This window comes from Actinomadura sp. ATCC 39365 (assembly GCF_054392275.1).
Genome location: NZ_CP184335.1, coordinates 9,918,871 through 9,932,263 on the forward strand (window position 1 = coordinate 9,918,871; position 13,393 = coordinate 9,932,263).

At 72.2% G+C, this 13,393-nt stretch carries 12 protein-coding genes and 1 pseudogene; 5 read left to right on the top strand and 8 right to left on the bottom strand.

Annotated elements, in window-relative coordinates; all coding sequences use genetic code 11:
* Positions 1 to 6: 6 nt before the first annotated feature.
* From ACNF49_RS47390 to rimP, 5 genes are all read right to left on the bottom strand, one after another.
* On the bottom strand, positions 7 to 303 hold the full coding sequence (locus ACNF49_RS47390) for a DUF503 domain-containing protein (protein WP_352320823.1): 297 nt from the start codon (positions 301 to 303) through the stop codon (positions 7 to 9).
* Positions 304 to 423: 120 nt separating this feature from the next.
* Entirely contained in the window at positions 424 to 3,546 is a 3,123-nt protein-coding gene (infB, locus tag ACNF49_RS47395) for a translation initiation factor IF-2 (RefSeq protein WP_357988100.1), read from the bottom strand.
* Positions 3,547 to 3,671: 125 nt separating this feature from the next.
* Positions 3,672 to 3,971, bottom strand: coding sequence for a YlxR family protein (locus ACNF49_RS47400; RefSeq protein WP_352365338.1), 300 nt, complete (start codon positions 3,969 to 3,971; stop codon positions 3,672 to 3,674).
* The gene (gene nusA / locus ACNF49_RS47405; protein WP_357988104.1) at positions 3,955 to 4,959 is read right to left on the bottom strand and encodes a transcription termination factor NusA; all 1,005 of its coding nucleotides are present in this window, start codon (positions 4,957 to 4,959) and stop codon (positions 3,955 to 3,957) included. The genes ACNF49_RS47400 and nusA overlap by 17 nt, the downstream gene beginning before the upstream one ends.
* Before the next feature lie 12 nt (positions 4,960 to 4,971).
* Entirely contained in the window at positions 4,972 to 5,466 is a 495-nt protein-coding gene (rimP, locus tag ACNF49_RS47410; RefSeq protein ID WP_357988107.1) for a ribosome maturation factor RimP, read from the bottom strand.
* A 284-nt stretch (positions 5,467 to 5,750) separates the two neighbouring features.
* Between rimP and ACNF49_RS47415 the strand changes: the two genes are divergently transcribed.
* A complete protein-coding gene (locus ACNF49_RS47415) occupies positions 5,751 to 6,251 on the top strand; it encodes a hypothetical protein (RefSeq protein ID WP_482941813.1) in 501 nt (166 codons plus the stop codon).
* Positions 6,248 to 6,781 (top strand): ferritin-like domain-containing protein, encoded by a 534-nt coding sequence (locus ACNF49_RS47420; RefSeq protein WP_482941814.1) that lies wholly within the window; start codon positions 6,248 to 6,250, stop codon positions 6,779 to 6,781. Before ACNF49_RS47415 ends, ACNF49_RS47420 begins: the two co-directional genes overlap by 4 nt.
* A gap of 220 nt (positions 6,782 to 7,001) precedes the next feature.
* On the opposite strand, the gene ACNF49_RS47425 is transcribed toward ACNF49_RS47420, so the two are convergent.
* Both ACNF49_RS47425 and ACNF49_RS47430 read right to left on the bottom strand, forming a co-directional pair.
* Entirely contained in the window at positions 7,002 to 8,744 is a 1,743-nt protein-coding gene (locus ACNF49_RS47425) for a proline--tRNA ligase (protein WP_357988116.1), read from the bottom strand.
* Positions 8,745 to 8,883: 139 nt separating this feature from the next.
* A complete protein-coding gene (locus ACNF49_RS47430) occupies positions 8,884 to 9,555 on the bottom strand; it encodes a hypothetical protein (protein ID WP_357988119.1) in 672 nt (223 codons plus the stop codon).
* Between the two features lie 133 nt (positions 9,556 to 9,688).
* Between ACNF49_RS47430 and ACNF49_RS47435 the strand changes: the two genes are divergently transcribed.
* Positions 9,689 to 10,666: an acyl-CoA dehydrogenase family protein gene (locus ACNF49_RS47435; RefSeq protein ID WP_482941815.1), complete on the top strand. Its 978-nt coding sequence runs from the start codon at positions 9,689 to 9,691 to the stop codon at positions 10,664 to 10,666.
* 6 nt (positions 10,667 to 10,672) lie between these two features.
* On the opposite strand, the gene ACNF49_RS47440 is transcribed toward ACNF49_RS47435, so the two are convergent.
* The gene (locus ACNF49_RS47440; RefSeq protein WP_482941816.1) at positions 10,673 to 11,146 is read right to left on the bottom strand and encodes a hypothetical protein; all 474 of its coding nucleotides are present in this window, start codon (positions 11,144 to 11,146) and stop codon (positions 10,673 to 10,675) included.
* A 101-nt stretch (positions 11,147 to 11,247) separates the two neighbouring features.
* Between ACNF49_RS47440 and ACNF49_RS47445 the strand changes: the two are divergent.
* Both ACNF49_RS47445 and ACNF49_RS47450 read left to right on the top strand, forming a co-directional pair.
* Positions 11,248 to 12,314: pseudogene (locus tag ACNF49_RS47445) on the top strand (LLM class flavin-dependent oxidoreductase).
* Positions 12,311 to 13,378: a phenylacetate--CoA ligase family protein gene (locus tag ACNF49_RS47450; protein WP_482941817.1), complete on the top strand. Its 1,068-nt coding sequence runs from the start codon at positions 12,311 to 12,313 to the stop codon at positions 13,376 to 13,378. The pseudogene ACNF49_RS47445 and the gene ACNF49_RS47450 overlap by 4 nt, the downstream one beginning before the upstream one ends.
* Positions 13,379 to 13,393 lie beyond the last annotated feature (15 nt).

Here is a 13,393-nt window from a genome sequence, read left to right on the forward strand (position 1 = left end):
TGTCGTTCAATCTTCGTCGTTGTAGAGGCGCTGTCTGGCTGACAGCAACTCGATTTCAGGGCGGAAGGCCACCATCCGCTCGCAGGCGTCCATCACCTCTTTGCAGTTACCCGCAGAGGCGGAGATCACCGCGACGCCCACCTCGCACCTGCGATGCAGGTCAAGGTGACCGGTCTCGGCCACCGCGATGGACGGGTAACGTCGCTGCAGCTCGGCGATCAGAGGCCGGACGACAGAGCGCTTCTGCTTCAGCGAACGCACGTCGCCGAGCAGGATGTCCAGGGTCAGAGCACCCACATACATCGTGTGAAACCACCGCTTGGCCTGGTGGGGTGGAAGCACGACCGGTCCACTGCGGTGGGAAGGGGGCCCGGACGTGCGAGAGGCGCCCGGCGGAGGTTCCGCCGGGCGCCCGGCCGCGGGTCAGGCCCGCGGCTTCTCCCGCATCTCGAACGTCTCGATCGTGTCGTCGATCCGGATGTCGTTGTAACCGACACCGATGCCGCACTCGAAGCCCTCACGGACCTCGGTCGCGTCATCCTTGAAGCGACGCAGGGACGAGACGGTCAGGTTGTCGGCGATGACGACGCCATCGCGGATCACCCTGGCCTTGCTGTTGCGGACGATCGTGCCGGAGCGGACCAGCGAACCGGCGACGTTGCCGATCTTCGGCACCTTGAAGACCTCGCGGACTTCGGCGGTGCCCATCTGAACCTCTTCGAACTCGGGCTTGAGCATGCCCTTGAGCGCCGCTTCGATCTCCTCGATCGCCTGGTAGATGACCGAGTAGTAGCGGATGTCGACGCCCTCGCGCTCGGCCAGGTCGCGCGCCCGAGGCTCCGGGCGGACGTTGAAGCCGATGATGACCGCGTTGTCGTCGGCGACGGCCAGGTTGACGTCGTACTCGGTGATGGCGCCGACCGCGCGGTGCAGGACACGGAGCCTGACCTCGTCGCCGACGTCGATCTTGAGCAGGGCGTCTTCCAGGGCCTCCACCGAACCGGACACGTCACCCTTGATGATGAGCTTGAGCTCGTCGACGCGACCCTTCTCGAGGTTGCTGAACAGCTCCTCGAGGGTGAGGCGGCGGCTCGACTTCGCCATGTCGGCGCTGCGCTTGCGCGCCGCGCGCTGCTGGGCGATCTGGCGGGCCATGCGGTCGTCGGTGACGACGATGAAGTTGTCACCGGCGCCGGGAACGGCCGTCAGACCCATCACCAGGACCGGACGCGACGGCGTGGCCTCTTCGACCGCGTCGCCGTTGTCGTCGAGCATCGCGCGGACGCGGCCGAAGGCCTCGCCACACACGATCGAGTCGCCCACGCGCAGCGTGCCGCGCTGGACCAGGACGGTCGCGACGGGGCCGCGGCCCTTGTCGAGGTGGGCCTCGATCGCGATGCCCTGGGCGTCCATCGTCGGGTTGGCCCGCAGGTCGAGCTCGGCGTCGGCGGTGAGCAGGATCGCCTCGAGGAGGTTGTCGATGCCCGTGCCGTTCTTCGCCGAGATGTCGACGAACAGGGTCGAGCCGCCGTACTCCTCGGCGACCAGGCCGTACTCGGTGAGCTGGGCACGGACCTTGTTGGGGTCGGCACCCTCCTTGTCGACCTTGTTCACCGCGACCACGACCGGCACGTCGGCCGCCTGGGCGTGGTTGAGCGCCTCGATCGTCTGCGGCTTCACACCGTCGTCGGCCGCGACCACCAGCACCGCGATGTCGGTGGACTTGGCGCCTCGGGCACGCATGGCGGTGAACGCCTCGTGACCCGGGGTGTCGATGAAGGTGATCTTCCGGTCTTCGCCCTCGTGCACCGCGGGGACCTGGTAGGCACCGATGTGCTGGGTGATGCCACCGGCCTCGCGCGCCACCACGTTGGTCTTGCGGATGGCGTCGAGCAGCTTGGTCTTACCGTGGTCGACGTGACCCATGACGGTCACGACCGGCGGACGCGCGGCCAGGTCGGCCTCGTCGCCCTCGTCCTCGCCGAACTCGATGTCGAAGGCCTCGAGAAGCTCGCGGTCCTCCTCCTCCGGGCTGACGACCTGGATGTTGTAGTCGAGCTCGGCGCCGAGGAGCTGCAACGTCTCCTCGTTGACCGACTGGGTCGCGGTCACCATCTCGCCGAGGTGCAGCATGATCTGCACGAGCGAGGCGGGGTTCGCGCCGATGCGGTCGGCGAAGTCGGACAGCGACGCGCCGCGCGGCAGGCGGATCGTCGCGCCGTTGCCGCGAGCGACCTGCACACCGCCGATCGCCGGCGCCGACATGTTGTCGAACTCCTGGCGCCTCTGACGCTTGCTCTTACGACCACGCGCGGGACGGCCACCGGGACGCCCGAACGCGCCCGCCGTGCCACCGCCGCGACCGCGGCCGCCGCCACCCGGGCGACCGCCGAAGCCACCGCCGCCGCCACCGGGACCACCGGTGCCGGTACGGGGACCGGCGCCGCCGCCACCGGGACGACCGGCGAAGCCGCCGCCGCCACCGGGACGACCGCCGCCACCGCCGGGACGGCCACCGCCGCCACCGCCGCCGGGACGACCGCCACCGCCGCCACCACCGGGACGCGGGCCACCGCCCGGACCGGCAGGACGACCCTGCGGCATCATCATCGGGTTGGGACGCGGCCCACCGGGACGCGGACCACCGGCGCCGGGACCCGGACGCGGACCGGCCGCACCGGGCGGACCGGGACGCGGACCCGCGGGACGCGGACCGGCCTCGCCGCCGCCACCGGGACGCGGCGGACGGGGGCCCGCGCCGTCACGCGGCGGACCCTCACGACGCTCGCGCTGACCGGGGCCACCACCGTCGCGGTTGCCGCCGGGACGCGGCGGACGCGACTGGCCCATGCCACTGGCGTTGGACGAGAACGGGTTGTTACCCGGACGCGGGCCACGCGGACCCGGCTTGGGACCGGGACCAGGACGCGGGCCGCCGCCTGCGGGCGCACCCGGACGCGGAGCCTGCTGCTGACCGCCGCCGCCACCACCGGAAGGCTGCCCGGGACGCGGCGCCGGACCGGGCTTGGGACCCGGACGGGCGGCGGGACCCGGACGCGGCCCCGGAGTCGGACGCGCGGGCGCGCCGGAACCGGCCGCGCTCTCGAAGCGGGCCTGCGGAGCCCCGGAGGCCTCGCCGCGCGCAGCCTCGGGCTGCTGCTGCGGCTGGTGGGGCATCGGCACCGGCGGACGCGGCTGCGCGCCGCCCGCGGGAGCCGCGGGGCCGGGACGCGGGCCGGGCCTCGGAGCCGGGCCAGGACGCGGAGGGGTAGGGGTCGGCGCCTCCGCGGCGCCGTTGCCGGCCTGGTGTTCTGCCGGACGGGGCGCAGCCTTGGGCGGCTGCGGCCTGTTGGACGACGAACCGCCGCCCCTGGAGGGCCCACCCTTCGATGCGCCCAGAGCTTCGGTGAGCCTGCGGACCACCGGCGCCTCGATGGTCGAGGACGCCGAACGGACGAACTCTCCCATCTCTTGGAGCTTGGCCATGACGACCTTGCTCTCTACGCCGAACTCCTTAGCGAGCTCGTATACCCGGACCTTCGCCACTGCACTCCCTTACTCGGCCCGGGAGGCTGGCTGTGCCGTCCGGACCGTCGTTAACTTGACGTCTTCATCGCCGCGTGCTCATCAGGCGCTCATAGCAATCTGACTCCGCCCATCAACTCGGCGTCCTACATGACATTTCGTGATTCCTCCTCCAGGTGTGCCCGCACACGCGAGACGTCAAGCGGCCCCGGCACGCGGAACGCGCGCGGGAACGCTCGGCGACGCTCGGCGAGCTCCAGACAGCTCAAGGACGGATGCAGCGATGCACCGCGGCCAGAAAGCCGTCCTCGCAGATCAGGGACCAGATGGTCCTCGATCCGCACCAGGCGGAGCAGCTCGGACTTAGCCGTGCGAACCCTGCAGCCCACACAGGTGCGCTGTGGGGCCGCGTGGCCACCATATTCCAGCTTACCGTGTTGACGCATCTACGGAACCGGCGGCATCCTCGGCTTGTGTGTCAGGCCGGATGTCAATGCGCCATCCGGTGAGCCTGGCGGCAAGCCGGGCATTCTGCCCTTCCTTGCCGATGGCCAGCGAAAGCTGGTAGTCGGGGACCGTCACCCGTGCGACCCGTCCTTCGAGATCGAGAACCTCGACATGGGAAACACGGGACGGGGACAGCGCATTCCCGACGAACTGACCGGGATCCTCGGACCAGTCGATGATGTCGATCTTCTCGCCGTGCAGCTCGGTCATCACGCTGCGGACGCGCGAGCCCATCGGGCCGATGCAGGCGCCCTTGGCGTTGACGCCCGGCTTGCGCGACCGGACCGCGATCTTCGTGCGGTGGCCGGCCTCGCGGGCCACCGCGGTGATCTCCACGGTGCCGTCGGCGATCTCGGGCACCTCCAGCGCGAAGAGCTTCTTGACCAGGCCGGGGTGGGTGCGCGACAGCGTCACCGACGGCCCCTTGTGGCCCTTCTTCACCTGCACCACGTAGGCGCGGATGCGCTCGCCGTGCACGTAGTCCTCGCCCGGGACCTGCTCGGCGTGCGGCAGCACGGCCTCGATCTTGCCGAGGTCGACCAGCACCACGCGCGGGTCCTTGCCCTGCTGGATCACGCCCGAGACCAGCTCGCCCTCGCGGCTGGCGAACTCGCCGAAGTTGATCTCGTCCTCGGCGTCGCGGAGCTGCTGCAGGATGACCTGCTTGGCAGTGGTCGCGGCGATCCGGCTGAAGTTGCCCGGAGTGTCGTCGAACTCCCTGACGACGTCGCCCTCGTCGTCGAGCTCGGCCGCCCAGATCGTGACGTGGCCGCTGCCGCGGTCGAGCTCGGCGCGCGCCTTGGGCGCCGCCCCCTCGGTGCGGAAGTAGGCGATCAGCAGCGCGTCCTCGATCGCCTTGACGACCAGGTCGAAGGAGATGTCCTTCTCCCGCTCCAGGCTGCGCAGGACGCTCATGTCGATGTCCACGAGGCTTCCCCCTTAGCCTTCGTCGCCGTCGACGTCGTCGATGTCGTCGATCCGGCGGAACTCCACCTGTACCCGGCCTCGGGTCAGGTCCTGGTAATCGAGCCGGCGGGCGGAGCCGGCGACGTCGAGGTCGACGCCGCTCTCGTCCGCCGCCAGGATGCGGCCCTCCACCACGGTGCCGTCTCTCATCTCGGCCTTCACCAGCCGCTTGGCGGCACGCCGCCAGTGGCGCGGCTCGGTGAGCGGGCGGTCGACGCCCGGAGAGGAGACCTCAAGGGTGTAGGCGGCCTGCCCCATCACGTCGTCCTCGTCGAGTGCGGTGGAGACGGCCTGGCTCACGTCTGCGATGTCGTCGAGGCTCACGCCGCCGTCGCGATCGACGATCACGCGCAGCAACCGCCTCTTGCCCGCCTGGGTGACCGTGACGTCCTCCAGATCGAGGCCCTCCGCGCCGACCACAGGCTCCAGGAGCTTCATCAGGTGGTCGCGGGATGATGCGCTGCCCATATCGACCTCCCCTATTGTCATGTCTCAGCCGGGCGGACCTCGCCACTGGCTCTCCGCCGTCTGGCTGCGCAGCCAGCGACGACAGTTGACACCCTATCTGTACGGAGGCACGGAGAGAGCGCCACTCGTCGTGGTCGAGTGGCGGAGCGTCGCCTGACGGCGTTCCCGGGCACCAGCCCGTACGATGCTATCTGCGTCCGCAGTCACCTGGAGCCGTCGCCGGCGGCGCCCCGGTCACTGGGGTCCCTCGTCACCGGGTCCGTAGTCACCGGAGGTCCAAGCCCGTGCGCCCGCGTCACCTCTCCAGGCGAGCCGTGCTGGCGGGCGGAGCGGCCGCCCTGACGGCCTGCAGCGCCTCGGGTCCGGCCGGGCCCGCGGCCCCGGCGCCCGACTCGCCCGAGACCGTCCTGCTGCGGCAGGTGGTCGCCGACAAGGAGCGCACGGTCGCCCTCTACTCGGCGCTGATCGCGGGTGGCGCCGAGTCCCTGGAGCCCTTCCGCGCCCGGCACCAGGCGCACCTGGCCGAGCTGCGCAAATACCTGCCCGCGGGCACGCCGCCCGCCTCTCCGCCTGTCTCCTCGCCGGCCTCGCCCGGCGCGTCGCCCGGCGCCACGCCGTCGAAGTCCCCCAAGCCCACGCTGTCACGGCTGCGGGACGTCGAACGCCGCGCCGCGGCGCAGCGGCCCCGTCAGCTCGCCGGCCTGTCCCCCGGCGTGGCCCAGCTCCTCGCCAGCATCGGGGCGTGCGAGGCGGTCCACGCCGTGTCGCTGCCCAAGTCGTCGTGAACGGGAACGTGATGAACGGGGTCGTGGTGAACAGCGCCGTGGTGGACAGCGCCGTGGTGGACGGGGACGACGTCGGGAGGCTGCGCAAGGCTCTGGCCGCCGAGCATGCCGCCGTGTTCGCCTACGGGCTCCTGGGGGCGCGTACGACCGGTTCCCTGCGGGACCTGACCGGCGCCGCGTACGAGGCCCACCGGGCCCGCCGCGACCAGCTCCGCAATCTGATCACCGGCCGCGGGGAAAAGCCGAACGAGTCGGAGCCCTCCTACGCGCTGCCGTACGTGCCCACGGGCGCCGCGCAGGCCGCCCGGCTGGCCGTGCAGCTGGAGAACGGCATCACGGCCGCCTATCTGGAGCTGGCCGCGGCCGGCGACCCCGCGCTGCGCAAGTACGCCGCCCTGGCCATGCAGGAGTCGGCGACCCGCGCCTACGCCTTCCAGCCGGCACCACCCGCGGCCTTCCCGGGCATGCCGGGCAGCAGCCCGCCCCCGACGTCGCCCCCGACACCGGCGCCCTCCGGCTCCGGCGGCTGACGACACCAACGGAAGGCGGGCACGACGGCCCGTTCCCCTCACAAAGCCGGGACAGCAGACCGTCCCCGTCGCGAAGCCGAGACAGCAGACCGTCCCCCTCGCGGAGACGAACAGTGGCCCCGCCCCGTCGCCGGAGCCGGGACAACGGCCCGGCTCCGAAGGGGTGCGGGCAGCGGGCCGCGGGCGGGCGGGCAGTCGCCCGGCCCGCGGCGGTGTGGGGTCAGCGGCAGGCGGCCAGGATGCGGGTGGCGGCCTCGGCGAGGGGGATCTCCTCCTTGACGCCGGTCACCCGGTCGCGCAGCTCGATGACGCCCTGCGACAGCCCGCGCCCGATCACCACGATCGTGGGCAGCCCCAGCAGCTCGGCGTCCTTGAACTTGACGCCCGGCGAGACCTGGGCGCGGTCGTCGACGAGCACCCGCAGCCCCTGCGCCTCCAGCTCGCCGGCCAGCTCAAGGGCGGCCTCGACCTGGTTCTCCTTGCCGGTGCCGACGATGTGCACGTCGGCGGGCGCGACCTCGCGCGGCCACACCAGGCCGAGCTGGTCGTGGGCCTGCTCGGCGATGACGGCCACGGCCCGCGAGACGCCGATGCCGTAGGAGCCCATGGTGATGCGGACGGGCTTGCCGTCGGGGCCGAGCGCGTCGAGGCCGGCGGCGTCGGCGTACTTGCGGCCGAGCTGGAAGATGTGGCCGATCTCGATGCCCCGGTCGATGGACAGCGGGGAGCCGCAGCGGGGGCAGGGGTCGCCGGCGCGCACCTCGGCGGCCTCGATCGTGCCGTCGGGGACGAAGTCGCGCCCGGCGACCACGTCGGCGGCGTGCTTGCCCGGCTCGTTGGCGCCGGTGACCCAGGAGGTGCCGGTGACGACGCGGGGGTCGACGAGGTAGCGGATGCCGAGCTCGCGCAGGATCTGCGGGCCGATGTAGCCGCGGACGAGACCGGGGTGGGCGGCGAAGTCGGCGGCCTCGAAGATGGCGGGCTCGCCGGGCGCGAGCGCGGCCTCCAGGCGCTTGAAGTCGACCTCGCGGTCGCCGGGCACGCCGATGATCAGCGTCTCGACCTTGTCGGAGCCGGGGGTCGTGACCTTGACGACGACGTTCTTCAGCGTGTCGGCGGCGGTGACGGACAGGCCGTGGCGCTCGTTGACGTAGGACACCAGGGACTCGATGGTCGGGGTGTCGGGCGTGTCGAGGACCCGCATCGGCGCGGCGCCGTCGAGGTCGCGGGCGGGCGGCGCGGTGGTGGTGACGGCCTCGGCGTTGGCCGCGTAGCCGCAGGAGTGGCAGGCGACGAACGTGTCCTCGCCGGTGGGGGTCGGCGCCAGGAACTCCTCGGAGGCCGAGCCGCCCATCGCGCCCGAGGTGGCGAACACGATCTTGTACTCGATGCCGAGCCGCTCGAACGTGCGGATGTAGGTCTCGCGGTGCTGCTCGTAGGAGCGCTTGAGGCCGTCGTCGTCGAGGTCGAAGGAGTAGGAGTCCTTCATGAGGAACTCGCGGCCGCGCAGGATGCCGGCCCTGGGCCTGGCCTCGTCGCGGTATTTGGTCTGGATCTGGTAGAGCGTGACCGGGTAGTCCTTGTACGAGGAGTATTCGCCCTTGACCATGTCGGTGAAGAGCTCCTCGTGCGTGGGGCCGAGGAGGTAGTCGGCGCCCTTGCGGTCCTGGAGCCGGAACAGGGTGTCACCGTATTCGGTCCAGCGGCCGGTGGCCTCGTAGTACTCGCGGGGCAGCAGGGCGGGGAAGAGCACCTCCTGGCCGCCCATCCGGTTCATCTCCTCGCGGACGATCCTGGTGACGTTCTCCAGCACCAGCTTGCCGAGGGGCAGCCACGAGTAGATGCCGGGGGCCACGCGGCGGACGTAGCCGGCGCGGACGAGGAGCTTGTGGCTCGGCACTTCCGCGTCTGCCGGGTCGTCCCGCAGGGTGCGAAGAAACAACGACGACATGCGCAGCAACACGGCTACTCCTTGCTCGGGCCTGGATCTGAAGGATTACAGGCTATCGACTCGGGGGCCGCGCCGCGCGGCGTTAACCGGGCGCGTACGAGCGAAGGCCCGGATCACCGGGCTCACGGCGATCGGCGGCCGGTACGCCCGCTCAGGCCGAGAGGGGCAGCCAGCCGCCCACGAAGACGCCCAGGCAGACCGTGAACAGACCGGCGAAGACGGCCGAGACCGCCAGGGCGCGCACGCGGGCCCGCCGGTTCCTGCGCAGCACCACGACCAGGGCCACGGCCAGCAGCGCGACCACCGTGGCGGGTCCGGGCCAGAACGACTGCTCGCTGTCGATGAAGCCGGGGGTCGCGCGGTCGACGACGTCGGCGATCAGCAGGGCGCCGATCGCACCCGCGGCCAGGTCGCCCCAGCGGTCCCGCCTGCGGGTGACGTAGGCGAGCAGGCCGAGGCCGACGAGCAGGCCGACCGTCCAGTTCAGCCCGGCGACGCCGCCGCCGATGACGTCGAAGCCGTCCACACCGCGCAGCGCGCCCGCGCCCATGGCCGCGACCACGGTGGACACGGCCGCCAGGAACGTGGTCAGCAGCGCCCAGCCGAACCCCGACGCGGTGGCGCCCACGACCAGCGAGAGGGTCAGGTAGGCGTACGGGTCGTAGAGCTGGCCGAACCATTCCGGGCCCTTGCCGGCGGTGAACATGCCGATCAGGCCCACGGCCAGTCCTGCCAGGAAGGCCGCCAGCACGTGGTGTTCCATGCGGCGCAGACGCCGGTCGCATTCGGCGAAGTCGGCGTACTCGATCGCGGTGTGGTTCATCTTCATTCCCTGGTCAATCCCTCCCCCGGAAATGTCTAGGGATGACCGCATCCAGATTATGTATCCATCCAAAAAAGGCAAATTTCGGTCATCCGTATCTAAGGCAAGCAATCGCTTGGTTTACCATGCTCGGGTGACCCTCTCCAATGAGCTCGGCGCCGTCGTCCGCGCCTACCTCGCCGACCGGCCGGACGCGACGTGGCAGGCGTTCGCGCGGGAGGTGGGCGTGGCGGGGCTGCTCGTCCCCGATCGGTACGGCGGCGCGGGCTGCGGCCCGGCCGAGGCGGCGGCCGTGGCCGAAGAACTGGGACGCGCGCTGTCACCCCACCCGTTCCTGCAGTCGGCCGTGCTGGCCGTCGGGGCGCTCATGGCCGACGGGGACGAGGAGGCGCGCGCCCGGCTGCTGCCCGAGCTGGCCTCGGGGGCGGCGACGGCGACCGTCGTGCTGCCGGGCGACGGGGAGCTGACGCTGGCGGACGACCGGCTCTCGGGCGCGGTGCCGTACGCGCTGGACGGCGAGATCGTGCTCGCCTACGCCGGCGGGCACCTGGTGGAGGCCGTGCCGACGCGGCGGGCGGCGTACCCGACCATGGACGAGACCCGGCCGCTGACCTCCCTCGCCTTCGACCGCGCACCCGTACGGCGGCTGGGCCCGGGGACGTCGTGGGCCCGCGTACGCGACCTCGGGATCGCGGCCCTGGCGGCCGAGCAGACCGGCGGCGCGGCACGCTGCCTGGAGATGGCCACCGAGTACGCATGCTCGCGGCGGCAGTTCGGCCGGCCGATCGGCTCCTTCCAGGCGATCAAGCACAAGCTGGCCGACGTGCTGCTGCTCGTGGAGTCCGCCCGCTCGGCGGCACGGGCGGCGGCGGAGGCGGGAGCGGGGCCGGAGGGAAGGGCGGACGTCTTCGCCGCCGTCGCGGGGTCGTACTGCACGGAGGCCTACCTGACGGCGGCGGGCGAGAACATCCAGGTGCACGGCGGCATCGGGGTGACGTGGGAGCATCCGGCGCACCGGTATCTCAAACGGGCCACGTCCGACGCCCAGCTCCTGTGCCCGCCGCGGACGCACCGCGCCCGCCTGGCCCCGCACGTCTTCGGCGAGGCGTGAGACGGCTCAGCCGCCGAGCAGTTCCTCCCACGGATGGCGGGTGTTGGTGCGGCGGGTGGTGTCGAGGGCCTCGGCCAGGCGCCACAACCCCGGCCGCGCGCGCACCCGGGCCCGGCCCATGGGGTCGATCGCGCGCAGTTCGAAGCGCACCCCCATCACCTCCAGCACCGCCGAGCCCGCGCCCGCGGGGCCGGCGGCCGTGAGCGGCGCGCCGCCGGCGTCGCCCACCTGGCCGGCGAGCAGCGCGGCCACCTCCGAGGCGTACGGCCCGTCGCGCCACTCGATGTGCCAGCTCCGGTCGGCGCCGCGCCACCACGTCAGGTCGCGGCACGACTCGATGACGTCGGCCTCGGTCGCGAGGGCGGCCATGACCCGGCCGAAAGCCTCGTAACCGCGAGCGTCGGGGAGCGAGGGACCGTCGTCCCCGTGGTCGTGGAACGTGCCGTCCTTCGACCGCCGCAGCGCGTGCTTTCGCCTCACGAGCAACCACTCTGATCGGCGGCGCGCCCTTCCCGCAAGTCTTCGGCCCTGATACTCTCTACCAAGCGAGCGCTTGGTTTACTACTTTCGCCGGAGGCGCGATGACGTCCCTACGGATCAGCCTGGGGTACGAACTGGAGGTCCGCGGCCGCACCCGCGAGGTCGAGCGACAGGCGTTCGAGAACGTGATCGAGCAGGTCGTCCTCGGCGATCGGCTGGGGTTCGACACGGCCTGGTTCGTCGAGCACCACTTCACCAGGGGTTTCTCCCACTCCTCCGCCCCCGATCTGGTCCTCGCGGCCATCTCCCAGCGCACCGAGCGCATCCATCTCGGGCTCGGCGTGGTGCTGCTGCCGTTCCAGTCGCCCATCCGCACCGCCGAGCGGGTCGCCACCCTCGACGTGCTGAGCGGCGGCCGGGTCGAGTTCGGCACCGGACGCGGCGCCTCCCCCTGGAGTACCAGGCCTTCCAGCGGCCGTTCGAGAAGTCGCGGCAGATCTGGGAGGACTCGCTGGAGGCCACCCTCGCCATCTGGCACGCCGACGGCGAGCCGATCAGCAGGTCGAACGAGTTCTTCGAGATCCCCGACGTGGCCGTCTACCCCCGTCCGGTCCAGGAGCCGCACCCGCCCGTGTGGGTCGCCTCCACCTCGCTGGAGGGCTACCTGGCCGCCGCCCGGCACGGCTACAACCTGCTGGGCATGACGATGCTCAAGGGCATCGACGACGTCGCCGCCGACATCGCGAGATATCGGGAGTGCCTGGCCGAGAGCGGTTTCGACCCCGCCTCCCGGCGCGTGGCGCTGATGATCCCCTGGTTCGCCGCCCCCACCCGGGACGAGGCCACCGCCACCGCCGCCGACGCCGTCCTGTGGTACATCCGCCGCCAGGTCAACCTGGTCACCCCGCCCGACTACTACGACGCCCGGCACGCCACCCACCGTGTGCTGGGCCAGCTCGCCGCCGGGATGCCGCCGGAGGAGGCGATGGCCACCCTGCGCGAGCACCTCATGGTCGTGGTGGACGACGTCGAGGGCTCGCGCAAGGCCCTGGCCAGGATCGCCGAGGCCGGCGCCACGGACCTGATCATCCAGGCGCAGGTCGGCGGGCTGGCCCACGAGAGGGTGTGCGAGTCGATGACGCTGTTCATGAACGAGGTGGCCCGTTGACCGCCGCCCGCTGGCTGACCCGCGACGACCTCGCCTCGGCCGCACGCTCCGCCGAAGGGCTGCTGCTCGTGGCGCCCGACCTGTCCAGCGTGTTCCCGCTCGGCCCCGAGGACGCCACCGCCGCGACCGGCCTCACCGCGGCGGCGCTGCGCGCGGCCGGGGTCGGCGGGCGCGACCGGGTCGTGGTGGCGCTCGCCGACCCCGCGGGCGCGCTGTGGGCCGCCGCCGCCGCGCAGGTCGCGCGGGCCGCCGCCGCCGTCGGGCCGCGCGGCCGCCTGCGCCTGCACCATGCGCTGACCGCGCTCGGCGCGACCACGCTGGTCAGCACCCCGACGGGCGCGATGGACCTGCTGGCCCGCCTGCACCTGGAGTTCCTCCTCGACCCGCTCGACCTCGGGCTCGAACACATCGTCCTGACCGGCGAGATCGCCTCCAGGCGCACGATGGGGCATCTGGCGGGCGAGTTCGGCTGCGCGGTCACCGAAGTGCTCGCCAGCCCGTTCGGCGGGGCCGCCCTCGCGTTCAGGACCGCCGAGGACGCGCCGCTCACCCCGCTCGCGGACGGCGTTCTGGGCCTCGCCTCGCTGACCAAGGACGACCTGGCCGGCCAGGAGGACGCGCTGGCCGAGCTGGTCCTCACGCCGTCCGGGCACTCCACGCTGGGCGACGCCGTGCTCAGGACCGGCCTGGTGGCCAGGGCCGGCGGCGCCGGGCTGCCCGCGCCCGCGCACACGGTCGGCGAGCACGTGCTGGTCAGGGGCGTGTGGCTGGCGCTGCCGCGGGTCGAGAAGGCGCTGTCGAAGATCGACGGCGTGACCGGCTGGGAGTTGTCGGTCGAACGCCAGGGCACCCTTGACGCCGCCGCCCTGACCGTCTCGTTCGGCCGGGAGAGCCTGGTCAGGAACCCGATGTGGCGGTCGAGGATCGAGCAGGCCGTGCGCGCCCTGACTCCGATCTCGATCGACGTGCGGATCGCCCAGGACGTCCTGGAGACCCCCGCGCCCGGCACCGTGGACGACCGGCGCGGCCACCATCTCGGCCGGGACAGGGCCCTCGTCAGCTAGCGCGACGGAGTAGCC

Excerpts from the sequence above, each read along its gene's own strand:
- ACNF49_RS47430 (WP_357988119.1), bottom strand. The coding sequence starts at position 9,555 with ATGAACCACACCGCGATCGAGTACGCCGACTTCGCCGAATGCGACCGG.
- rimP (WP_357988107.1), bottom strand. The coding sequence starts at position 5,466 with ATGGGCAGCGCATCATCCCGCGACCACCTGATGAAGCTCCTGGAGCCT.
- ACNF49_RS47390 (WP_352320823.1), bottom strand. The coding sequence starts at position 303 with ATGTATGTGGGTGCTCTGACCCTGGACATCCTGCTCGGCGACGTGCGT.
- ACNF49_RS47400 (WP_352365338.1), bottom strand. The coding sequence starts at position 3,971 with ATGCGTCAACACGGTAAGCTGGAATATGGTGGCCACGCGGCCCCACAG.